17 protein-coding genes are annotated in these 22,006 nt (G+C 36.9%); 4 read left to right on the top strand and 13 right to left on the bottom strand.

Translation table 11 applies throughout. The features are described 5' to 3' along the window. Positions 1-19: 19 nt before the first annotated feature. From ACXAFK_RS09710 to ACXAFK_RS09665, 10 genes are all read right to left on the bottom strand, one after another. Complete coding sequence (locus ACXAFK_RS09710) at positions 20-1,495, bottom strand: hypothetical protein (RefSeq protein ID WP_474957607.1); 1,476 nt, start codon at positions 1,493-1,495, stop codon at positions 20-22. A 2-nt stretch (positions 1,496-1,497) separates the two neighbouring features. Beyond that, a complete protein-coding gene (locus ACXAFK_RS09705; protein WP_474957606.1) occupies positions 1,498-1,833 on the bottom strand; it encodes a helix-turn-helix domain-containing protein in 336 nt (111 codons plus the stop codon). A 319-nt stretch (positions 1,834-2,152) separates the two neighbouring features. Further along, positions 2,153-2,677, bottom strand: coding sequence for a hypothetical protein (locus ACXAFK_RS09700; RefSeq protein ID WP_474957605.1), 525 nt, complete (start codon positions 2,675-2,677; stop codon positions 2,153-2,155). Between the two features lie 164 nt (positions 2,678-2,841). Continuing rightward, positions 2,842-3,780, bottom strand: a complete 939-nt coding sequence (locus ACXAFK_RS09695) for a toll/interleukin-1 receptor domain-containing protein (protein ID WP_474957604.1) — start codon at positions 3,778-3,780, stop codon at positions 2,842-2,844. A 171-nt stretch (positions 3,781-3,951) separates the two neighbouring features. Beyond that, positions 3,952-4,746: a cation efflux transmembrane domain-containing protein gene (locus ACXAFK_RS09690; protein WP_474957603.1), complete on the bottom strand. Its 795-nt coding sequence runs from the start codon at positions 4,744-4,746 to the stop codon at positions 3,952-3,954. 164 nt (positions 4,747-4,910) lie between these two features. Next, the gene (locus ACXAFK_RS09685; RefSeq protein ID WP_474957602.1) at positions 4,911-6,182 is read right to left on the bottom strand and encodes an AbiH family protein; all 1,272 of its coding nucleotides are present in this window, start codon (positions 6,180-6,182) and stop codon (positions 4,911-4,913) included. A gap of 170 nt (positions 6,183-6,352) precedes the next feature. Then, entirely contained in the window at positions 6,353-8,572 is a 2,220-nt protein-coding gene (locus ACXAFK_RS09680; protein WP_474957601.1) for an AAA family ATPase, read from the bottom strand. A 172-nt stretch (positions 8,573-8,744) separates the two neighbouring features. Then, positions 8,745-9,860 (bottom strand): tyrosine-type recombinase/integrase, encoded by a 1,116-nt coding sequence (locus ACXAFK_RS09675; RefSeq protein WP_474957600.1) that lies wholly within the window; start codon positions 9,858-9,860, stop codon positions 8,745-8,747. Between the two features lie 146 nt (positions 9,861-10,006). Then, on the bottom strand, positions 10,007-11,125 hold the full coding sequence (locus ACXAFK_RS09670; RefSeq protein WP_474957599.1) for a GTP cyclohydrolase: 1,119 nt from the start codon (positions 11,123-11,125) through the stop codon (positions 10,007-10,009). Between the two features lie 80 nt (positions 11,126-11,205). Next, the gene (locus ACXAFK_RS09665; RefSeq protein ID WP_474957598.1) at positions 11,206-12,174 is read right to left on the bottom strand and encodes a transporter; all 969 of its coding nucleotides are present in this window, start codon (positions 12,172-12,174) and stop codon (positions 11,206-11,208) included. A gap of 86 nt (positions 12,175-12,260) precedes the next feature. On the opposite strand from ACXAFK_RS09665, the gene ACXAFK_RS09660 reads away from it, so the two are divergent. Genes ACXAFK_RS09660 through ACXAFK_RS09645 form a run of 4 tightly spaced genes read left to right on the top strand, consistent with a single transcriptional unit; the run spans position 12,261 to position 17,712 of the window. Continuing rightward, positions 12,261-12,521, top strand: coding sequence for a DUF4834 family protein (locus tag ACXAFK_RS09660; RefSeq protein ID WP_293295300.1), 261 nt, complete (start codon positions 12,261-12,263; stop codon positions 12,519-12,521). A 24-nt stretch (positions 12,522-12,545) separates the two neighbouring features. Then, positions 12,546-14,978: a YfhO family protein gene (locus tag ACXAFK_RS09655; RefSeq protein ID WP_474957597.1), complete on the top strand. Its 2,433-nt coding sequence runs from the start codon at positions 12,546-12,548 to the stop codon at positions 14,976-14,978. Next, complete coding sequence (locus tag ACXAFK_RS09650; RefSeq protein WP_474957596.1) at positions 14,978-16,246, top strand: glycosyltransferase family 4 protein; 1,269 nt, start codon at positions 14,978-14,980, stop codon at positions 16,244-16,246. The genes ACXAFK_RS09655 and ACXAFK_RS09650 overlap by 1 nt, the downstream gene beginning before the upstream one ends. After that, a complete protein-coding gene (locus tag ACXAFK_RS09645; protein ID WP_474957595.1) occupies positions 16,246-17,712 on the top strand; it encodes a lipopolysaccharide biosynthesis protein in 1,467 nt (488 codons plus the stop codon). The genes ACXAFK_RS09650 and ACXAFK_RS09645 overlap by 1 nt, the downstream gene beginning before the upstream one ends. 43 nt (positions 17,713-17,755) lie before the next feature. On the opposite strand, the gene ACXAFK_RS09640 is transcribed toward ACXAFK_RS09645, so the two are convergent. From ACXAFK_RS09640 to ACXAFK_RS09630, 3 genes are all read right to left on the bottom strand, one after another. Next, the gene (locus tag ACXAFK_RS09640) at positions 17,756-18,967 is read right to left on the bottom strand and encodes a hypothetical protein (RefSeq protein ID WP_474957594.1); all 1,212 of its coding nucleotides are present in this window, start codon (positions 18,965-18,967) and stop codon (positions 17,756-17,758) included. Positions 18,968-19,083: 116 nt separating this feature from the next. Further along, complete coding sequence (locus ACXAFK_RS09635; RefSeq protein ID WP_474957593.1) at positions 19,084-21,015, bottom strand: OmpA family protein; 1,932 nt, start codon at positions 21,013-21,015, stop codon at positions 19,084-19,086. 10 nt (positions 21,016-21,025) lie between these two features. Next, the gene (locus tag ACXAFK_RS09630; RefSeq protein WP_474957592.1) at positions 21,026-21,982 is read right to left on the bottom strand and encodes a PorP/SprF family type IX secretion system membrane protein; all 957 of its coding nucleotides are present in this window, start codon (positions 21,980-21,982) and stop codon (positions 21,026-21,028) included. Positions 21,983-22,006 lie beyond the last annotated feature (24 nt).

The following is a 22,006-nucleotide window of genomic DNA, read 5'->3' as shown; positions in this document are numbered from 1 at the left end:
GATTTTTTTTATTAGTTTCTTATGACTCAATTAAGCTATTCCCAAACTGGATATTTTGGTCAAGAGTTGGTAAAGCAGGTGTTGTTATTGTTGCATTGTCTTCATTTTCTAGAAGCTTCAATAACAGACCAAATTTACAGGCTTGAACAGCATTATAATCTTTATCAATTCCAAAAATGCAACTTTCTAAAACTTTCTTTTTGAGAGCAAAAGGTAATTTATAAGTGTTTATTGATGTCTGAATTAATTTTGTTTGGTCACTTGATAAGTAGAAATCTACGAGTGTATCTTGAAGTAATTGATAAGTTTCGAGTAAAAATGCACCAGAACCACAAGCAATATCAGCAAATGATGAATTTAAAATTTCATCAGCATTTTTGTTTTTGCAATGCTCTACAACTGTTTGCCTTAGAATATCTTGAATAATAAAAGTTGGTGTTGTAACAATATCCCTATCAACATTTTCCGGTTTCTTTTTTAAGAGAATTTGTCCGTTTTCTATCGCTAATTGCTCTCCAAGAAATATTTCATAGATATTACCTAAAATGTCCGATGCAAAAACAGAAAAGGAATAAGTGCTTTCAGGGAAGTATAAATCTTTGATTATTTCCCAAAACGCAGAAGAGCTATCAGAAACTACCTTTTCTGTTAAAGGTTGATTAAATAAACCTGCGTTATATTTTTTGTCTGCTTCTTTGAATTTTTTGATGAGCGAAGAGAAATCATTATTTTCTGCAAAATTTAATAAGGTTTTATAGGTTTCTAAATTTCGGTCTTCACAAACTCTTAAGAATATTATACTATTGATATAAGATTGAACAATATCGTTTAATTCTTCTATACTCAGGTCAGGTTTATGTGAATAAATTTCTTTACCTAAAACAATTCGCCATTCGTTAATATGTGAAAGAAATAAATCATCTACACTTGAAAGTTTTAATTGCTCCTCTATTTCTTTCCAAGTTTCATCAAATTCTCCAGAATAGACAGCTTCATTACTTAGCTGTTTTTTTATATCCTCAAAAGCTGATTCATATTCTGTATAGTGATAAAGATTTATTCTGGATTTTGTTACAGAATCATCTTTTCCAACTTTTTGAGAGCAATCATAGATTGCCAAATATTCAAAATTGGATAGGACTGAAATTTTAAGTTTTGCAGTAAAACCATATCTACGAATTTGTTTTGCAGGTTCGTTGTCGCTTTCAATTTTTACGTTTGGTTTTTTAGCTTCTAAAAAGAATTTTCGTTCTGAGAAAAGTCTAAAAGTATAATCAGGTTTTTTAGTATTGGAACTAGCATCTGCTTTTAGTCCTTCTTCAACTAAAACTTCTCGTTCGTTTGTCGGTTTTCCAGTCGAGTTTTTTATGTCCCAACCAAGTATTTCAAATAAAGGGTCAATAAAATCTGTCCTAAGCTGAGTTTCGTTGTAATCTACTTTTAGGTATGCTTCTCTATTTGAGTGGTATTTTTTTACAAGGTCTTTAATGTTCATATTTATTTTAAGTCCAATGAACCTTGTTTAAGATTCTTATTTTTTAAATATTTAATTTTTTCTTCCGCTACTTTTAGGATTTCGTTGGTATTTTCTTCTTCTATAATCTGATAAGCTACTTTATCGCTAAAAAGAATAAGTCCAAGAGTTTTTTCCTCAATTTCGAACAATTCAGCCAATATTGGAATCATTTCTTTATTAGCACTTCTTTCTCCACGTTCAATTTTTCCCAACGTTGAAGGGTCAATGTCAAGTTTTGATGCAACTTTCCGTATTGGAAGATTTTGGTCTTCTCTCAATTTCCTCAAGTATTCTCCAAATGATTGTTTCGTATTCATTTCTCTTTGTTTTTCCTGAAAATATATTCAGGACAATAATTGTCCAAATATAGTTGTTTTTTTGGAATTGAGTAAGAAGAGCGCTGGAAAAAGGCAAGCTCTTTTTATTTTGTGAGGCACGAGAAAAATGAAATGTGCTTGACTGTGCGGTTGGCTTTTCAGAGCTTGTGTACAACGGTCTCGGCTATGAGTAGTTGCGTGGGTTGGCGCGAAACTTTGCAAGTGCACACCAAACTGAAAATCCGCGAGGATTTTCAGAAGTAGGCGAGAACAAGCAATTACTTATAGCCATTGTTGGCAACCGTTTTTATTTATTTAGTTAAAATCCAACCTTTAGCATACATCTAGTTACTCTCCATGCTAGACTAGAACACATGTCAGGAAATTTTTGTTTTAGGCATCGTCCAATGCTTTTAGTACGCTCCCAATACCAATTTCTGTCGGCGGTTGCATTTTTACAGTCTAAAAGCTGACTTATTGTTACACTCAAACCTGAACGAATAAGACAACCGCTCACAGGGTCACCTCCGCCATATATCCACGCAGGAATTTTTTCAATTACATCATCTGCAGAAAATATCTCATCTAAAGGTAAATCGATTATCTTTTTATCTTTTACTCTAATAATTAATAAGGGTTTTTTCTCATCTTTATCTGGTTCAATCGATACTTCGAACTGAAAGCTCTGTCCTTCGTCACTTTTACGCTCTGAATCAATATTCCAATTGTCAATTAGAATTTTGAATCGAATATAACCTTGAACAAAAGATTTATCATCCCAATCAAGGGTGAACAAATAATTCCTATCGGAATTTCGAATATTAGTTTGAAATATTTTACTCATAGTTTGAAAGTGGATTTAAATGGCTGCCAACGGTCGTGGCTATGAGTAGTTGCGTGGTTTAGCATTTAACTTCGCAAGTACACACCAAACTGAAAATCCGCGAGGATTTTCAGAAGTAGGCGAGAACAAGCAATTACTTATAGCCATTGTTGTGGTTAGTTTTTTTAATCTCTCCAAATTGTATTGAAACTCAATTTATTTGCTGTTTCTTTATCAAGGTCAACTTTATTTGTCGACATAAAAGTATCTCCTTTATGAAACCCTAAATCCATATTCCAAAAACCTCCGTGTTCCGAGTTAAATAGCAGTTCTATATTTACTCCTCGTCCATTATTTATTGAAGGTAATTCTATTACCCCACTTTTTGTAATTTCAATACGACAAAGTGTTCCATCTGATTTATTTACTGGGTCAACTATTATTCGGACAGGATGATTGTTTTCTAAACCTGCAAATACGATAGGTTCAGTTTCATCATTGTATTTAGCTAAATCTAAACTATCTTGAGGTAAATTGTAATTGAATCTCGATACAACTTTTGAAATATATTTCGTGGTCAATAAAATCTCGTCAAGTCTATCACTCTTTTCTTCTTCTTGTCTCTTTATTTGAGGGAAATATTCATTAGTTACTTTATCAATATGTTCTTTTAAATCTGGCCACCATTTTTGAAAAGATTTTTCTAATATTTTATCATTCAATTTTTTTTCTTCAAGCGCATCATTGATTGAATTGAATAATTTTTTAAAATCTTCTTTCTCAAATTTTGTTGTTTGAAATAGTGAGAGTGGTGTTTTAACCTCACTTTGTTTCAAATTATCAAACAAAACACTACAGACTCTAGCTTTATCGATATTTTTCGAAAGTGCTCCAGCCTCAAAAAGTAACCAAGGTGATTCGAGATTTTCTTTAGTTAGACATAATATTCCGAAGTCAGAAGCATTTAATTTTTTTGAAATTGTAGAATTCCAATTATCTCCTTTTTTTATATCCTCGCTTGAAACAAATGGTTCAAGTACATTTATTATTTGTGGCAAATGTTCTTTCAGAACAAGTGCTATTTGGTGGCTTAATTTTCCTGACCAACTTATAAATACATTCATTCGATATTCGTTTCTTTTAAATTAACCACAACGGTCTCGGCTATGAGTAGTTGCGTGGGTTAGCACTTAACTTTGCAAGTACACACCAAACTGAAAATCCGCTAGGATTTTCAGAAGTAGGCGAGAACAAGCAATTAATTATAGCCATTGTTGTGGTTAGTGTTTTTTTATTTATTTACTCAATTTTAAAATTCTAAAAGCACCTTGAATTACCAAAACAAAAACTATTGTTCCGATAATCAAATCAGGTTTGCTTGAACTCAACCAGTTTACCAAAAGTCCAGCTGTTATTACTCCTAAATTTATAATCACATCGTTTGAAGTGAAAATCATACTTGCTTTCATATGTGCCTCTTCCTTACTTTTTGACTTTTGTAAAATGTAAAGACAAATTCCGTTTGCAATAAGTGCGAAAATTGAAACTATAATCATTGTCGAAAAGTTAGGTAATTTCTCGTCTCCGAAAAATCTCCTTAAAACTTCTACAAATCCAATAATTGCAAGTGTTATTTGAAAATATCCAGCAAGTTTGGCAATCCGTTTTTTCTTTATTACTGTTCCGCCAACCGCAAACAAGCTAATTCCGTAAACGAAACTGTCCGCAAGCATATCTAAACTGTCGGCAACCAATCCCATTGATTTTGAGATTATTCCTGTTGTCATTTCAATTATGAAAAACGCAAAATTTATGGCAAGTACAGACCAGAGTAGTTTTTTTTGGTTTGCATTTTCATTAAATTCCGTTTGGTCAGTTTGTTCAGTCGAGATTTTCTTTCCGCCTAAATTCAGTTCGATAACTGATTTTTCAATTTGGTCAGTTTCTCCGCTGTGAAAAACGGTCAGTTTTCGATTCGGAATGTCAAAGTCCAAATTCGCAATGCTTGAAATTCCGTCCAATTTCATTCGGATTAGATTTTCCTCTGAAGGACAGTCCATTTTGGAAATCTCAAATATTGTTTTATTCATTTAGTTTCTCGGTTTTTTGACATTAACCACAACGGTCTCGGCTATGAGTAGTTGCGTGGGTTAGCACTTAACTTTGCAAGTACACACCAAACTGAAAATCCGCGAGGATTTTCAGAAGTAGGCGAGAACAAGCAATTACTTATAGCCATTGTTGGCAACTGGCTTTATTTTAAGGGTTCACAATAGTTTTTATTTACAACTCTATCTCTCATTTTAGCTTTATCATTAAAGTTTCTTGAAATGTTCCTAACAATATCACTATAGTTGTCATCTTTTTCATTTTTTTGATGGTAAAATACTTTGATAGAAGCACAATTATCGTGTTCGAACATTGTATTTAATAATGTTCTGTCAGATACACCACAAGAATGACCAAATATGAATATTTGATAATTTCCACTATTTATGTACTCTAATAATTTTTTATAATTATCTGTTTCAAGATAATTTATTGATTTTATATTTTCTAGGTAGTCATTATTGTTCAGTTTCTCAATTCGTTTGTAATCATCATCTAATTCGTCTCCAAATCCGAATATTATCGGATTGTTGTCTCGTTCCTCAACTGTTCCGTGTATTCTTATTGATTTGACTGAAGAATATTTTTTATCGTTAAATTGGTCAAACTCTCTTGGATTGCTATAGATTTTATCTGTGAAAGTATAATTGAAATTCAAAAACAAAATTTGGTCAGGTATTAGGTCAAAGTAGTTTATCGCGGAATCTGATTGTAGTAATTTTTTAATTTCGGATAAAGGATTCTTTGTGTCGATTCTCTGGATTAACCTCTTGTTCGTTTCATTTAGTTCATCCATCGTAATTTGGTCGTTTGCAAGTGCCTCAATATCCTTTTTTATTAAATTGTATTCCAATTCAGCTTTTTGATTTAACGAAGTTTCTGAAAAATCTTTTAATTTGAAAGGATGATAAATTTTATGACCTATAATGTTTTTAGTTCTCAAATAATTAGTTCCAAGTGATTTATCAAATTCATTTTCAATAAATTTCAAGTATTCACCAAGTTTTGTTTTGATTTTTTCAAAATCATTATTTAGTTCTTTTACATCATAATCATTTCTAGGAAACCTAGCCTTATCAAATGATTTTATTAATAAAGAATAGTATTCGTTCTCAACATCAACCCATTTGTCAATAAACGATTTCTCTGTTATGATTTTAAGAAATTTATTTTTATAATCAATATTAGTCTTAAAATTTTCTAGAGATTCCATAAGTGATTTGTAATTATTTTCACTTAAAAATCCTCCTGGAGAACTTTGAATTTTAAATTCTTCGTTTTCAAAAGGTCTATTGTGGTGAACATTTTTAATTGCGGAAGTGGCATTTTTCCAATAATCATCAATAAAATGCTGATAACTAGTTCGCATTTCGTGAGCTAAATCAAATCCATTTCCTATTAAAATTATTCTATTCATTTAAATTATAAGTGCGTTTTTCAGCTTGTTGCCAACGGTTGGGCTATGAACAGTTGCGTGGGTTAGCACGGACTTTTGCAAGTACACACAAAGCTGAAAATTCCGCAGGAATTTTCAGGATAAGCCTGTAAAAGCAATTGTTTATAGCCATTGTTGTGCGTTCGTACTTTTTATTTTATCATCTTTTTGTAGTGTTCTTTATATCCTGCAACCTTAAACAATTCAGCAAAACCGTCTTTAAAATCATTGTAGTCAAATTCTTTAAAGTCAAATATATTTTGACCTAATGAGTGTGATTCTCTGTTGATATATCTATAAAAGGCTTGAAATCGATTTGCTTTAAGTGGCTCTTGATTGAAAAAGTTATTTAAGTCTTTTTTCTCCACAAAATTGAAGAAATATTCAATCACGTTTCTCATACAGTTAGCTATTAATGCTGGCGGTTGATTTTCATCTTTAATTATATACCAATAGGCTTGATAGTCATTTTGAATTTCTTCATATCTCATTCGTTCGAAATGACTGCCATCATTGTTTTTAATAAGTCTGAAGAGTTTTTGAGTTTCTTTCCTTTCTTCGTGTTTTGTTTCTGTAATTTCATAGAAAAAATAAAGGCTATGGGTTAGTATAAAAACTTGTTCATATTTATAGTTCCATACTTTTACTTTTTCGCCCGTTTCTTCATCTTTTTTGGTTACTTTTTTACCGAAAAATTCGTTTTTTATTAGCCTTCCTATATTAAAAACATATATGTGAGATAGACTTGAAATAGGGTCGTCTATAACAATAATTTTCTTTTTACCTGTTTCTGTAGCTTCTTTTTTACCTCTACACATTTCAAGAAAGTACAAAAAGCTAATAATCATTTTTTCTCCTTCACTCAATGAACGAAAAACTCTTTCGTTATTTTCTCCTCTTACTATTTTGTATAAATTTTCAGAGTGATTTTCAATTTTAAAATCTGTGATACCGAGGTCAATCAATCCGCCATTAATATTACTTATAGCTTCTTCAATGTTAACAGTCCGTTTTTGTTGTTTAGCTATTATTGATTGCTGTTCAGATATTTTGGTTTTATAGTTCTTGATTGAAGTTTGTAAAGACTTTAATTTCTTGTCAAATGTCTTCTTGTCTGTCAGATATGAATCAATTGTTTGATTATACTCCCAACGCATTAGATTCCAAAAAGAAGATTTTATACTGTTTCTTACTTTAGCTTTTTGGTCGATGTTGTTGTTATGCTGTAAAATCGAAGCATTAATATTATTAATTACATTATTAAGTTCGTTCAATTTAGTTGTTGATTGCTGAAGTGTTTTGCTTAAACTTGGACTCTTTATTTTCGCCTGAATCTTTGACAAATTAGATTTAATCAATTGATTAAAGGCATTAAATTTAATATTAAAGTCTCTTTGAAACGACTCAAATTTTGGATTGCTTTCGTATATGGATTTATCGGGTAATTGTTGAATAGATTGTTGGTAGTTTTCAAGAAACCCTTTTAACGTACTAATGTCTGCTTCGTAAGAAGCATCAAAGTAATTTTTGATTTCATCTATTAATTCATTCGAAATGGTCTTTTCTTGACAAAACGGACAATTTTCGTTTTCTTCAATAGGTTCTTCTGGTAAATATTTGAGTCCTGATTTAACCCAATCAGAGTTCCCAAGTTTTGTGATTAATTCAGAAACACTACTGTTTTCGTTACCAACAATCTGTTTATTGAAAATATCCTCATCCTCTATATTTGATGATGAAAAATCAATTTTAGGCACGTGAGTATACTTTTGAGCATTCTCTCCTGAAATAGCTTGAATTTCATTTTTTAAATCATCTATGCTTTTTTCTGGTTTATCATTTGGTTTTGGAATAGATAATAAGCGATTGAATAAATTATCTTTTGAGCCTTTATATCCTTCTAAACAAAATTCAAGAACACGGTCTCCGCCACTATAATCTGTTTTGATTTTCCAAACTGTATTTTTTGCTCCGTCAAGTTTTTGATTTATTGATACTCTTTCGGTTTCAAGTTGTTCACTTTCTTTAACTAAATCTTTCTCGAGCTTTTCTATTTCTTTTTGAGCATCAGAAATTTTTGTCTCGGCTTCTTTGTTTTCTTTTGAAAGGGTGAATATTCCCTTTAGACTTTCCGATTCGAAAAAGTTTTCTTGAATAAAAGTTTGGTTATAAACAAGTATGTCGTGATTATCATCCAATCCCTCGATTGAACAGTTGTTGAACTTTTCATCAGTTCGTTTTAGAAGATAATTTGATAATGTACTTTTACCTGTACCATTTAAACCATAAATGAGATTTAGAGGTTTATCAGTTTCTAAAGTCGCTTGACTTTTATAACTGGCTACTTTATTTAGGTTTATTTTGGTTATCACTTTTCAATTCGTTTCTAATTTCGCAAGTTCTGTCGGTATGACGCACAACTTGTTTATATGCCGAACTTTACTGAGTTTATACCCCTACAAAGGAGGACTATGCCCAAGTTTATAGATGGCTTCTTCAGTTTAGCCCGTTTGTGTTATTTTCTTACAATGCAATATACTATTTTTATAGACTATCAAACGGACTGCTAATATTTTTAAAACTATTCTCGGTAACATGGGTGTAGATCATTGTAGTTTTGGGACTGCTATGGCCTAATAGTTCCTGTATGTACCTAATGTCGGTACCGTTTTCCAATAAATGTGTGGCAAAGCTGTGCCGAAGCGTATGCAACGTAACCTCTTTTTTAATTCCCGCTTTAAAAACAGCTTTTTTTAATACCCATTGCGCACTGCTAGTACTGTATTTTTCCGAACGCTGACCCTCGAATACATATTTACTCGGTTTATATTGTCTATAATAAGTACGTAGCGTTTCCAAAAAACTATGGGACAACAAGGTATACCTGTCCTTTTTTCCCTTTCCTCCCTTAATATGGACCAACATTCGGTCACTATCAATATCGGTCACTTTTAAATTGATGGCCTCACCGATTCGCAATCCGCCCGAATAGATCAAGGACAGTAACGTTCTGTGTTTTAAGTTGTGAGTTTCATCGATTATGGACCGTATTTCTTCCTTGCTCAAAACAACAGGAAGTTTCTTTTCCTTTTTTGGCCTCACCAGATCTAGGGCCTCCATAGCTATATTTTTGAACAAAAAATATTTCTTGATACCATTGATACATTGGTTTTGGTATGAAATTGATTTCCCTTCGTTCACGATAAAATCATAATTAAAGGACTCCACCAATGCCTTGGAATAGAATTTTGATTTTTTTAGGATGGCGTACCTAACAAAAAAACCGCTTACTTCTACATAAGTATTCACGGTATTTGGGCTCAATCTTTTCTCCATCAACCACTTTCTGAAACTATGTAGATCTCGTTGTTGTTTTGGACCTAAAGGAGGTAAAAAGAACGGCTTTTTATTTTTTGGCAGTTCTTTCCTTTTTTGTCTCACCTCTGAATAGTCCACATAGCATCCGATTTTTCGTAAATGATTGAAAATGAGGTTTAGGTTATTTGAGGAGTTTTCCAGATAGAATGTACCATCCAGAAGGTCCTGCTGCAATACTGGCAGCTTTAATAGATGTTTCCTTAGTGTTGTGTCCGATTTATAGTCGATACGGATAATGTCCGCCCCATTTTTTGTCCCTAAAACCAGTTTTACGGATTTCATTTTATTTCGTTTAAAATAAATAGGGGGTGCTACGCGGTAAACCTGTCCGTTAAAATACAAAATCAAATTTGTAAACGGTCAGTGTAACTATTTGGCCCAAATACTGTCTGTTATTTTGGTACCGATGCTTGAGGAAAAAGGGGAGACTATAGGTTTTTTACATAAGTACGTCTACGACGAATTACCTTGGGGTCAAAATGCTTCCACATCTGTTGTATGGCAATATTGTCCTCCAGTTCGGGGGTTCTAATGCAATTCACAACGCCACGCTTTTTAAAAGTGTGGTGGAACTCGTTAAAAATAATGGCCGTAACACCTTTGTTCTGGTATTTTGGATGAATGCCGATAAGGTAGAAAATAGCATCCTTACTGTGTTTTCTGGCGTGGAGCAAATGGAAAATGCCAAACGGGAACAATTTGCCCTTGGCCTTTTGCAAAGCTTCCGAGAAAGAGGGCATTACAATGGCAAAGGCCACCATATTGTCCTCGGCGTCCACCACAAACTTAATATACTCCGGGTTTATAAAGCCAATGTACTTTTTCTTAAAATATTCCTTTTGGATATCCGTGATCTTAACAAAGGAAGATAGTTTAGCATAACTATCGTTGAACAGGTCGAACATTTTATCTACCCACGGCATAATATCGGCACTTTTCTTAAAGTTGAGTTCTCTGAGCCCGAATCGTTTTTTGATAAGCATATTGGCTTTCTCAAATAGTTTGGGGTCCGCATTGGCCGCCAAAAATTTGCTTTCGGAGTATTTTTTTTCCGTGGTGAACCCGTGCTTTTCATAATGAGATTGATAATAGGGGTGATTGTACCACGTGATCATATTGCCAACTTGATCAAAACCTTCGGTGAGCACGCCCACTTTGTCCAAATTGGAAAAACCTACCGGACCTTCCATGTAATCGAGTTGGTTTTCCTTGCCGATTTCCTTCACTTTGTCCAACAAGGCCTTGGAAACTTCCAGGTCGTCCACAAAATCGAACCAACCAAAGCGCATTTTTTTAAGTCCCTGTTCCTTTACCTCCAACCAATTTATTATGGCCGCTACGCGCCCCACTAACTTACCATCCTTGTAGGCTAAAAAAAACTGCGCCTCCGCTGTTTTAAAAACAGGGTTCTTGTCCTTGTCAAAAGACTCCATTTCATCATTGATAATAGGGGGCACCCAATACGGGGAACCTTTGTAGAGCGAGAAAGGGAATTTCACAAATCGTTTAAGGTCGGATTTGGACGAAACCTGTTTTATGGTAACCATAGTTGCAAATTAATACCCAATATTATGAATATTACTTGCGCTAGAAAAATAAGATGATGTAAAACGTAAAAATCCATGGATTAACCACGGTTTTTTCTCTTCTTTTTTGATTTCCGTTTATTGGAGTTCTTTTTGATTTTCCCGTTCATGCCAGATTGCTGCTCGTTGATCGGGATAAGTTCATCTTTATGAAAATCCAAGCGATACGAAAACCCGAGCACTACAAATATACGGGAAGGGTCGTTTTTAAAACCCGACCCCATATGGATATCGGCCTGAAAATTAGGGTTGATCAATCGGGCCACCCCGGTCCTTAGGATAATATCAGAATAGCGGTCCCCGGAAATGCCCTGTCCCTCAAAAAAGACACTCCATCTGGGGTCACGAAAAGCATGGGTTACCGAAAGGGCGTATCGCCATTCGGGAGTATCGGTCGTAATACGATCGTAGGCAATATTGGAAATCAATACAAACCTTGGGGATAGCCTGCTCTGTGTTTGGATTCCACCACGGTACGAAATTGTAGGTTCGCCGGGGTAGAACGGATTATCGCCCAATACAAAATTCGCACCACCGTACACCGACACGGCCGGAATCAGGTTTTTCCATTGAAAAAGGTTGTTGGCCCTCCAGCTGTACAAGTTGGGTTTGCTCCGAGCAGGATCTTTGTAGGGGTCAAAGACCAAATATTTTAATCCTACACGATTTCTGGAAAAATTGGTGAGCGAACCCTCGATGCCCAAGTCCGGATAAGTAATGTTCTGTGTAATGAACGTACCTTCCATGATCACTTCCAGCTCCTCGAAAAGCAATCCGTAACGTAGGGCATAATCGGCGCCAAAAATGTTGGAGTCGGAGTTTAAGTCCGCATTATCCTGCTGTTCGTACAGCAAGCCAACTTCTGCCTGTACCACATTTTTACCAACGGCATAGGCACTTGCGGCCCTGCCCGGGCGGTTGGAATTGATCACATCGGTATATTGTGCGCAGATAATGGTGGGAAAAAAAGCGAATAAAAAGAATTTCTTTCTGATTATGGAAATGTCCATATAACTGGTTTTTAATACTATTTTAAGATACGTTTTATGGGTTTGCGGGACTAACAGTGTAAATTTGATTCAATAACTGAGGTTATATGGTTTTATTACAAACGATTTTAATATTCATATTAGTATACTACGGACTTAAATTCCTGTTAAAATGGTTGGCGCCGAAATTGCTCAATTACGCCATGCGCAAGACCAACGAGCGTTTTGAGCAGCAGTTCGGAAATCCTGGGGATTTTGGACATACAAAAACACGGGAAGGGGAGACCACCATATCCAAAAAACCACATCGCAGATCCAATCCTTCAAAAAAAGTTGGAGAATACATAGATTTTGAGGAAATTGATTAATATTTGCCGAATCAAAACCTATCCATGAATCTTTCTCCAAAAGCCATTATCACCCATATTTGTGTTATTGCTTTATTCATTCTTGCATCACTGGTCTATTTTTATCCAGTTTTACAGGGAAAAGCTATTTATCAATCCGATATAGCGTTGTACAAGGGCATGGCCCAGGAACGGGATGCCTACAAGGATGCCACAGGTGTGGAGTCCTATTGGACCAATAGTGCATTTGGCGGCATGCCCACCTACCAGTTGGGAGCCAATTATCCCCATAATTACGTAAAAGAGTTAGATCGTCTGATCCGTTTTTTACCGAGACCCGCCGATTATTTATTTCTATATTTTATAGGGTTTTACATTCTGTTGCTTTGCCTTAAGGTTGATTTTAGGTTGGCGGCCCTTGGAGCCATAGCTTTTGGCTTCTCTACCTACCTGATTATTATTCTTGGCGTGGGGCACAATGCCAAGGCACATGCTTTGGGTTATATTCCAATGGTTCTTGGCGGGGTTGTGCTCGTTTTTCGAAAAAAATATATTCTAGGATTTATACTCACTGCACTGGCCATGGCACTCGAAATAAGTGCCAATCACTACCAAATGACCTATTATTTTATGCTTTTGGTGCTACTAATGGGTTTGGTATATCTCATTTATGCCATTAAGGAAAAAGAACTAAAACACTTTTTTGTTTCAGTAGGAATTTTGGTTTTGGCCGTTGTTCTTTCCGTTTTTACCAATGCCACAAGTTTGCTGGCTACAAAGGAGTATGCCGATTGGAGTACCCGTGGAAAATCCGAACTCACCATTAACCCCGATGGAAGTGAAAAAGCCGTTTCCACAGGGTTGGACTACGATTACATTACACAATACAGTTATGGGGTAATGGAATCCCTAAATGTATTTGTACCTAGACTTTTTGGTGGTTCGGGCAGTGAGAACCTGGGCAAGGATTCCAAAGCTTATGAATACTTGACCAATCAAGGGTTGACCCCCACCAAAGCATTGGAATTTTCGAGTGGCCTACCACTTTATTGGGGCGATCAACCCATTGTAGCAGCCCCTGCCTACGTAGGCGCGATCGTTTTCTTTTTGTTTGTGTTGGGCGGTTTTTTGGTTGAGGGAAGAAAAAAATGGTGGTTATTATCGGGAGCTGTTATGGCCTTGCTCTTATCGTGGGGCAAGAATTTTCCTTTGCTCACCAATTTTATGATAGATTATTTTCCCATGTACAATAAGTTCCGGGCCGTATCCTCCATACAAGTAGTACTGGAACTCTGTTTGCCGGTGCTTGGTATTTTAGGGGTTTGGGAACTGTTTAAATCCAGCACAGGTCAAAAAGAAAAACTAAATGCTTTAAAATGGAGCTTTTTTATAACCGCTGGTTTGGGCATAGTGATCTTATTGTTAAAAGGTTTCTTTGATTTTGAAGGTGCCCGGGACGAAATGTACCGTGGATATTTTGGAGATGAGTTAATGTCCATGATCCTACGCGACCGTGAAGCTGTTTATGTTAGCGACACCATTCGTTCGTTGGTCTATGTTCTTTTGGCCGCAGCCGCATTGTGGTTTTTTATTAAAGAGAAAATCAACAAAAACATTTTGGTATTTGCCCTTGGCGCCCTTATTCTTTTTGATTTGGTAGGAGTGGACCTTAGGTACGTGAACGAGAACGATTTTGTACGTCAGCGTCAAGTAAACCAACCGTTCCAAGCCAGTCAAATAGACCAAATGATCATGCAGGACGATTCCATTTATCGTGTTTTTGACCCTCAGGAAGGCTTAAATGGTTCACGAACCTCCTATTTTCACAAATCGATCGGTGGCTACCATGCTGCCAAACCACGGGCACTGCAAGATCTGTTCGAGTATCATTTGTACCAGAACAACCTTCAGGTTCTTAATATGTTGAATGTTAAATATATTATCCAACAAGATGAGGAAGGCAATAGTTTTCCGGCTGTAAATCCAGATGCCAACGGCAATGCTTGGTTTGTGGATCAATTGGTGGCCGTTTCATCTGCCAACGAGGCAATCCAAAAACTGGGCGATTTTAATTCCAAGACACAGGCCGTGGTGAACACGGCGCAATATCCGGAATTGACGAAGATGCGTTACACAGCAGATTCGTTGGCAAAAATAGATTTGGTGGATTACCGCCCCAATTACCTAAAATATACATCTAAAAACCCCAATACTGGTTTTGCCGTATTCTCCGAGATGCATTATCCATCGGGCTGGAATGCTTTTGTAGATGGTGAATTTCAGGAACATTACAAAGTAAACTATGCACTTCGCGGTATCAAGGTACCCGCTGGTGAGCACGAAATCGAATTCAAGTTTGAGCCCGAGGTGGTGGAAACTGGTAGTCAGATCAGCTTGGTGGCCAACATCCTGCTTGGCATAATTATAGTTGGGGGACTGGGCTTTACATTGTTCTCGCGTAAAAAAGAAGAGGCCTAATGCGAAAAATTTTGGTCATAGCGTATTATTGGCCTCCTGCGGGCGGACCAGGTGTACAGCGATGGCTCAAATTTGTAAAATACTTGCCCGAACTTGGGTTGGACCCCATCGTTTATGTTCCGGAGAACCCCAGCTATCCGATAATCGATAACAAGCTGGTGAACGAAGTTCCAAGTTCCATCCGAATACTGAAACGTCCCATAAAAGAGCCCTACGGTTGGGCCTCAATATTGTCCAAAAAGAAAACAAGGACCATAAGTTCTGGAATTATAAAGGAGAAAGATCCATCTTTTATTGAGAAGGTGCTGCTTTGGATTCGCGGTAACTTTTTTATTCCTGATGCGAGGAAACTTTGGGTAAAACCATCCATTTCTTATTTGGCGAAGGTAATCGCGGACGTGGGCATAACCACTATTGTCACAACAGGGCCACCGCACAGTTTACATTTAATCGGACTTGGACTCAAAAAAAAGTACAATATCCAATGGGTTGCCGACTTTAGAGACCCATGGACCTCTATTGGGTACCACAAAAGTTTAAGGCTCACCAATTATGCCCATTTAAAACATAAGGCACTGGAAAAAGGCGTTCTTTTGCGAGCAGATAAGATCGTGGTAACAAGCAAAACCACAAAATTGGAATTTGAGGCCATAACTCCCAAGCCCATTAAAGTGATCACCAATGGTTTTGATGATGAATTGCCATTGGTTGCCTTGGATAAAAAGTTTACCATTTCACATATTGGTTCGTTGTTGACAGGCAGAAACCCTTTAGGTTTTTGGAAAGCTGTACAGGAACTGTTGTCTGAAAATGAATTGTTCAAAGACGCTTTACATATCCAACTGGCAGGTGTAGTGGGGGAGGAAGTGCTACAATCCGTTAAGGATTTTGGACTTACCGACTATGTGGAACAATTGGGCTATCTTCCACACGATAAGGTTTTGGAAACCCAGCAAAAGTCACAATTGCTATTGCTGTTGGAGATTGATTCCAAAGAAACCAAAGGTATTATTCCAGGAAAACTGTTCGAATATTTGAATGCCAAGCGACCTATTTTGGCCATAGGACCACAAGGCTGGGAGGCGGGTGCTATGGTCGTGGACCATAAAGCGGGAACGTTCTGTTTGCATAATGATGTAGCGACTTTAAAAACTGTACTTTTGGAGACATTCCATCAGTACGAAAAAGGAACTTTAGGTTGTAATTCAGAAGGAGTGGAGCAATATCACAGACGGGCGTTAACGGAATCTTTGGCTAAATTTATCTAATGGGCGTTGTTCTTAAGCAATCCATACAAAATACAGTAGTAACGTATCTGGGGTTCTTTTTTGGAGCTATTAATACGTTGTTTCTGTATACCAAAATACTGCCGGACAAATATTACGGCCTGGTAACCTTTATTTTGGCTTCGGGAGCCATATTAATGCCGCTAATGGCATTTGGGGCGCACAATACCATGGTCAAGTTTTATAGCAACAATTCAGACCGGGACAAGGATGGTTTTTTTACCTTGATGTTGTTGGTTCCTTTATTGGGGATATTGCCGGTAGCTTTGGTCGGCTTGATTTGGTACAATCCCATTGGTAACTGGGTGTCCCAAGTAAACCCTATGGTAAAGGATTATCTGTGGTATGTCTTTTTTGTGGGACTAGCGATGGGCTATTTTGAAGTATTTTACTCCTGGAGCAAGGTGCATCTAAAGTCGGTTTTCGGAAACTTTATGAAGGAGGTTTTTGCCAGGGTAGGGGTGTCCCTTTTGCTTGTCCTGTTTTATTTTGATGTGATCTCATTGGATATGTTCTTCAAATGTTTGGTAGGATTGTATCTATTGCGGACACTGATCATTAAAATGTATGCTTTTTCCCTTCGGATGCCCAAGTTTAGTTTTAAGTTTCCGAACTATACCAAAGAAATCCTGTCCTATTCTTTTTTAATTATTTTGGGAGGATCTGCATCCCTGGTTTTGTTGGAAATAGACAAAGTGATGCTGAATCAGTTCATCAGTATAGAAAATGTGGCGTATTATGGAGTGTCCGTTTATATCGCTACTGTGATTATTGTACCGTCCCGTGCCATGCACCAGATTACTTATCCATTAACAGCAGAGCTGTTGAATACCAAAAATGAAGCTGGTCTGGATACTTTGTACAAAAAAACCTCACTAACACTGTTCATTGCTTCGGGCATCTTGTTCGTTTTGATTATTTTAAACCTCAACGACTTATATTTAATGCTTCCCGAAAATTATAGAAATGGCTTCACCATTGTGTTCTTGATCGGTTTGGCCAAGGTTATGGATTCACTTTTGGGGAACATTAATTCTATCTTGTACAACTCTAAATACTATAAAACGGTGTTGGTGTTCGGGGTCTGTTTGGCTGCCTTGACCATTTTGCTCAACTTTTTGTTGATTCCCAAATTAGGTATGGAAGGGGCTGCATGGGCCAGTTTTGTCTCTATTTTTATCTTTAATCTGGTAAAATTGGTTTTTGTGAAGCTGAAATTTGGCATTTTGCCTTTTACCTCGGCGACCTTTAAGGTTTTTTCGACCTTGGTCTTATTGATTGTACTGTTCGATTTTGTGCAGTTTCAATTTCATCCGTTAATAAATATTGGTTTAAAATCCATATTGGTATCTGTAATGTACTTAGGTATTTTGTACCGTTTTAATATTTCTGAAGATGTATCCGGAATATTGTCCAAATGGCTCAAAAAAATACCCCGTAGCGAATAAATTCAACTACGGGGCATACAACTAACCAACCTAAAAAATCTTTCTAATTGTTACTTCTTGAAGATCTCGAAGACCTTGAAGCACTTGTATTACTTTTTCTATTGCCAGAACTCCGGCTTACCGTTGCTCTTGAACTACTTTTTCTGCTCACGGTGCTTTTCTTGACACTGGGCCTTGCACTTTTGGACACTGTTCTGCGTGTAGAGTTGCCTTTGTTCAGCGTTGTTCTATTGGAAGACCTTGCTACCGATTGAGGCTTTTTATATGTACTACTACTTGTGCGTTTTACAGTGGTCCCTCGTGAGTTACTGGTCACTTTTCTTGTGCTCACGGTTCTCTTGTTCGGAGTTCGAGTGACCTTTGTATTGGTGGTCACAGTTCTACTTGATCGACCAACGTTGTTGGATTTTCTGTAATTATTGCTACTGGAACTCCTTGAAGCCACCGTATTTCTTTTTACGGTATTGCTGGAACGGTTTGCTGTTGAGTATCCTCTTCTTGAGGAATTTTTGGATACCGTTGCATTGCTTCTTCCATAATCGGCCCTTCTGGCGCTATTGTCCCTTACAGAAACTCTTCTGTCATTTCTATAGATTTTTTCCCTTCTATACCTGTTATCATTTCTATAGACTTTGCCAACTCTTGCATAAGCACGTCTTGTATTGTATCTATAGGGCGTATAATATGTATATCGAACAGGTCTGTAATACCTTCTGTACGGTCTAGCGTATACGTTGCAAAAACCAACGGTCGGTCTTATAAAATATCTGTGAAAAGGTCTGTACACATATCTTCGATTATATACATTGATAAACCCTGTGTAGTGACTAAAAACTCCACCATTATAGTAAACATGTAGGCCGCCAATTCTCCGTACCCTACCGTTGTTATACCAGATATCCACATTTCCTATTTGTGATACACGACCATAGTAATCGTAAAAAATAGGGGTGTTCTCTACTTGTATTACAGCACCGTAATCATCGTACTGAACAAATGGATTGTAGTTATATCCGGAGTTAAAAGTGATACCGACATTGCCAATTCTAGCTCCTACGCCAACATTTACCCTGTTGTCCATATAGAAATCGAACTCACCATCGGGATAAACGGAAAAAGTAACCCCATCTTCTACAAAGATGAAAGAATTTCCATATCGATAATTAGGTGCGGTAACCGTTGTATTTGTTGTTTCTGCTTGGATACTTGGTATTCCAAAAACAACTGCTGCTATAATGAGTACTAACTTTTTCATACTACAAGGTTTTAAGTTCCAGATGCAAATATTTACATCCACCCTTGTAAAAGCAATCAGCGTGCCAAAAAATATAACACGCTGATATACAGTATTAAAAAAAACTAGAAAACAACTTATTTTATGATAAACATAGATCTTCTGTTCAATTGATGTGCTTCTTCTGAACAATTTACACCATTAGAGCAATTATTTATGAGCTGAGATTCTCCATATCCTTTAGAGGATAATCTTTTGCGGTCAATTCCATGACCAACCAACCATTCGAGTGTGGAGTTGGCCCTTCTGTTGGATAATTGCATATTGTACTCGTCATTACCTCTGGAATCCGTATGGGATTCAATGTGAATGCTCAACTGTGGATATTGCTTCAAGGCCTGTAATATTTTGGCCAGTTCCACTTCTGCGTCTGGGCGTATGCTGTGTTTGTCAAAATCAAAATAAATGGGCTGTAGATCTAGTCTGCATCCCAAATCATATACAGGGCAATCGGGGGGGGTAAGGGCTATATTGACCTGCAGCATCATAGAACCCTCTGGAGTCGTTACCAATTGTTCTTTAGGTTGGTAATCTTTTTCATCGTTTGAAGCGCGGACCACATAATGTTTTTCACATTCAATATTCTCATCAAACTCATAATTACCGTTGGATTCTGTAACCAATTGTGAAATAATATTGTTGTCTTCGTCCAAAAGGTACACCATTGAGCCTTGGAGTGGATCACCGGTATTTGCATCGGTTATCGCTCCATAGATGATTGGATTACAATTCTCTGATATGGCGTAGATATCATCCGAACTGCTGCCACTGTTTCCTTCCCTGTTTGAAGAAAAGTACCCCAGTTTTTCATTTTCTTTTACAATGATTCCAAAATCATCTTGGTTAGAGTTAATAGGTTGCCCCAAATTCACAATACCTCCTGAATCGATGTCATTGGCACTGGAAACCTTGTAAATGTCCAATCCTCCAAGTCCAAGATGGCCGTCACTGGAAAAGAACAGTGTATTTCTGTCGCTTATAAATGGGAATGTCTCCCGTTGTTCGGTGTTAATATTGGGACCCAAGTTGATGGGTTCACCATACTCATTGGCGTTAAGAATGTCCACATACCATAAATCGGATTCACCAATGGACCCCGGTCGGTTGGAGGAAAAATACAATCGGGTTTCCTCGATGTTCAAGGCGGGGTGGGCGGTAGAGTAGGAGTCATCATTAAATGGAAGTTCTTGTACGTTGCCCCAAGTTCCATCATCATTCTTTGTGGCTTTATAGATTTTTAAGCTCACCAAACGTTTTTTGCCCCTTTTCTTTTTACCATCGATAAAATTATTTCTCGTAAAGTATACCGTTTTCCCATTTTTGGTAAATACGGCAGAGGATTCGTGGTAAGGTGAATTGATATCCCCTTTCAATGATTTAACATTGGTCAGTTTTCCATTTTCATTGATTTCAGCTTCAAACAGATCTAAATAGGGAAGACCGTTCCAATCATGCACCTTATTTCCTTCCGTATTGATGGATGAGGATGCAAAGACAATTTTATTTCCATAAAATGAAGGGCCAAAGTCCGAACCCGTCAAATCCGTTGTAATATTGGTTACTTTAAATTTTTTGTTTTGATGTTCTTTAAGCTCTTCAAAGGACTTCCAGTTATCCATTTGCCCATTCGCTATATTGGAAGGTGAAGATTTCCAGAACTTTTCCATCATCGCCTTGGACCTATCATATTCCCCAACACTTTTCAGCGTTCGTGCTGTGCGGTAATAGTATTCGGGCTTAATATTATTTGGGTATTTTTCCATGAGTTTACCGTACCATTGGTTGGCCTCGGCATATTCACTATTGAAGTAGTAGGTATCTCCCAATTTTTCGAATACTTGTACAGATTCATAACCATCCTCCACCACGCTTAGATATATTTTTCGGGCATCTATGAAGTCGTAACTATCGAACTCTTCATTGGCTTTTTTTATTTTGGTCTCTTGTGCGAATGTGTTCCCAACCAATAAAAAGATGGAAAACACATGTATTAGAATACTTCTTTTCATGGTGATTGTATTAAAAGAATCTTGGGGTTATAATTCGGTCTGACTTTTTGAAAATGTCGAAACGAAGGAATACTTCGTAGGACCCATCGCTGTACATTTCAATATCGGTAGTTTGATAATCGTAGGCTATACCTGCGAAGAAGTTCGGTGATATTTGAAATCCGGCCAACGCACTTAACGAAGCAGTCCATCGATAAGATGCCCCCAAAGTAAACTTTTCATTGATCAGAAAATTTGCGGATACATCCCATTGCAATGGAGAACCACTTACGTATTTTACCAAGGTTGCAGGTTTAAACTTCAGGTTTTCGTTTAAATCAAAAACATAACCGGTAATGAAGAAATAGTGCAAGCGTTCGATAGCTATGTCATTAGTGTCCGCATTTTCCAATGCACTTTCATCATAATGTCGGGAATTCAAAAAATTGGGAACGGAAAGACCAGCGTAGAATTTATCTGTGTTTAAATATAAACCAGCACCGATTTGCGGTCTCAGTTCATTATCCACATTGGTCTGAAAGTAAGCATCGTTCGGATTAAAAATGTTCAATTTACTATAGTCCACATCCAACATATCCAACCCTGCTTTTACACCAAAGGCCAGTTTTGTTTCGTAAGAAAGATTAATGGAGTATGAGTAATCCACTACCACGTTGGATTCCATTGCCGGACCTATTCGATCATAAACAATGGATAATCCAAGACCCATATTATCGTATAACCCTATAGGGGAGTTGACCGTGAATGTTCCGGTTTCTGGAGACCCCTCGAGACTTACCCATTGTGTTCTACCCAAAAGGCCAAAACTCAATACTTCCCTGTTGCCGGCATATGCCGGGTTTACCACCTGGGTATTGTACATATATTGAGTGTACTGTGGATCCTGCTGGGCCTTTGTTGTCACTGTTGCGGATAGAAACAGGAGTGCCAGAAGCCCAAAGTTTCTATAATTTTTAAGATGTATCATCCTCTTGATAAAATTCTAGATTTG

The organism is Flagellimonas sp. ABD4_174, assembly GCF_056160185.1.
This window is presented reverse-complemented; position numbering and strand designations above follow the sequence as displayed.

Excerpts from the sequence above, each read along its gene's own strand:
- ACXAFK_RS09670 (WP_474957599.1), bottom strand. The coding sequence starts at position 11,125 with ATGGTTACCATAAAACAGGTTTCGTCCAAATCCGACCTTAAACGATTT.
- ACXAFK_RS09695 (WP_474957604.1), bottom strand. The coding sequence starts at position 3,780 with ATGAATGTATTTATAAGTTGGTCAGGAAAATTAAGCCACCAAATAGCA.
- ACXAFK_RS09650 (WP_474957596.1), top strand. The coding sequence starts at position 14,978 with ATGCGAAAAATTTTGGTCATAGCGTATTATTGGCCTCCTGCGGGCGGA.
- ACXAFK_RS09705 (WP_474957606.1), bottom strand. The coding sequence starts at position 1,833 with ATGAATACGAAACAATCATTTGGAGAATACTTGAGGAAATTGAGAGAA.
- ACXAFK_RS09665 (WP_474957598.1), bottom strand. The coding sequence starts at position 12,174 with ATGGACATTTCCATAATCAGAAAGAAATTCTTTTTATTCGCTTTTTTT.
- ACXAFK_RS09655 (WP_474957597.1), top strand. The coding sequence starts at position 12,546 with ATGAATCTTTCTCCAAAAGCCATTATCACCCATATTTGTGTTATTGCT.
- ACXAFK_RS09700 (WP_474957605.1), bottom strand. The coding sequence starts at position 2,677 with ATGAGTAAAATATTTCAAACTAATATTCGAAATTCCGATAGGAATTAT.
- ACXAFK_RS09675 (WP_474957600.1), bottom strand. The coding sequence starts at position 9,860 with ATGAAATCCGTAAAACTGGTTTTAGGGACAAAAAATGGGGCGGACATT.
- ACXAFK_RS09640 (WP_474957594.1), bottom strand. The coding sequence starts at position 18,967 with ATGAAAAAGTTAGTACTCATTATAGCAGCAGTTGTTTTTGGAATACCA.
- ACXAFK_RS09685 (WP_474957602.1), bottom strand. The coding sequence starts at position 6,182 with ATGAATAGAATAATTTTAATAGGAAATGGATTTGATTTAGCTCACGAA.
- ACXAFK_RS09630 (WP_474957592.1), bottom strand. The coding sequence starts at position 21,982 with ATGATACATCTTAAAAATTATAGAAACTTTGGGCTTCTGGCACTCCTG.
- ACXAFK_RS09690 (WP_474957603.1), bottom strand. The coding sequence starts at position 4,746 with ATGAATAAAACAATATTTGAGATTTCCAAAATGGACTGTCCTTCAGAG.
- ACXAFK_RS09660 (WP_293295300.1), top strand. The coding sequence starts at position 12,261 with ATGGTTTTATTACAAACGATTTTAATATTCATATTAGTATACTACGGA.
- ACXAFK_RS09710 (WP_474957607.1), bottom strand. The coding sequence starts at position 1,495 with ATGAACATTAAAGACCTTGTAAAAAAATACCACTCAAATAGAGAAGCA.
- ACXAFK_RS09635 (WP_474957593.1), bottom strand. The coding sequence starts at position 21,015 with ATGAAAAGAAGTATTCTAATACATGTGTTTTCCATCTTTTTATTGGTT.
- ACXAFK_RS09645 (WP_474957595.1), top strand. The coding sequence starts at position 16,246 with ATGGGCGTTGTTCTTAAGCAATCCATACAAAATACAGTAGTAACGTAT.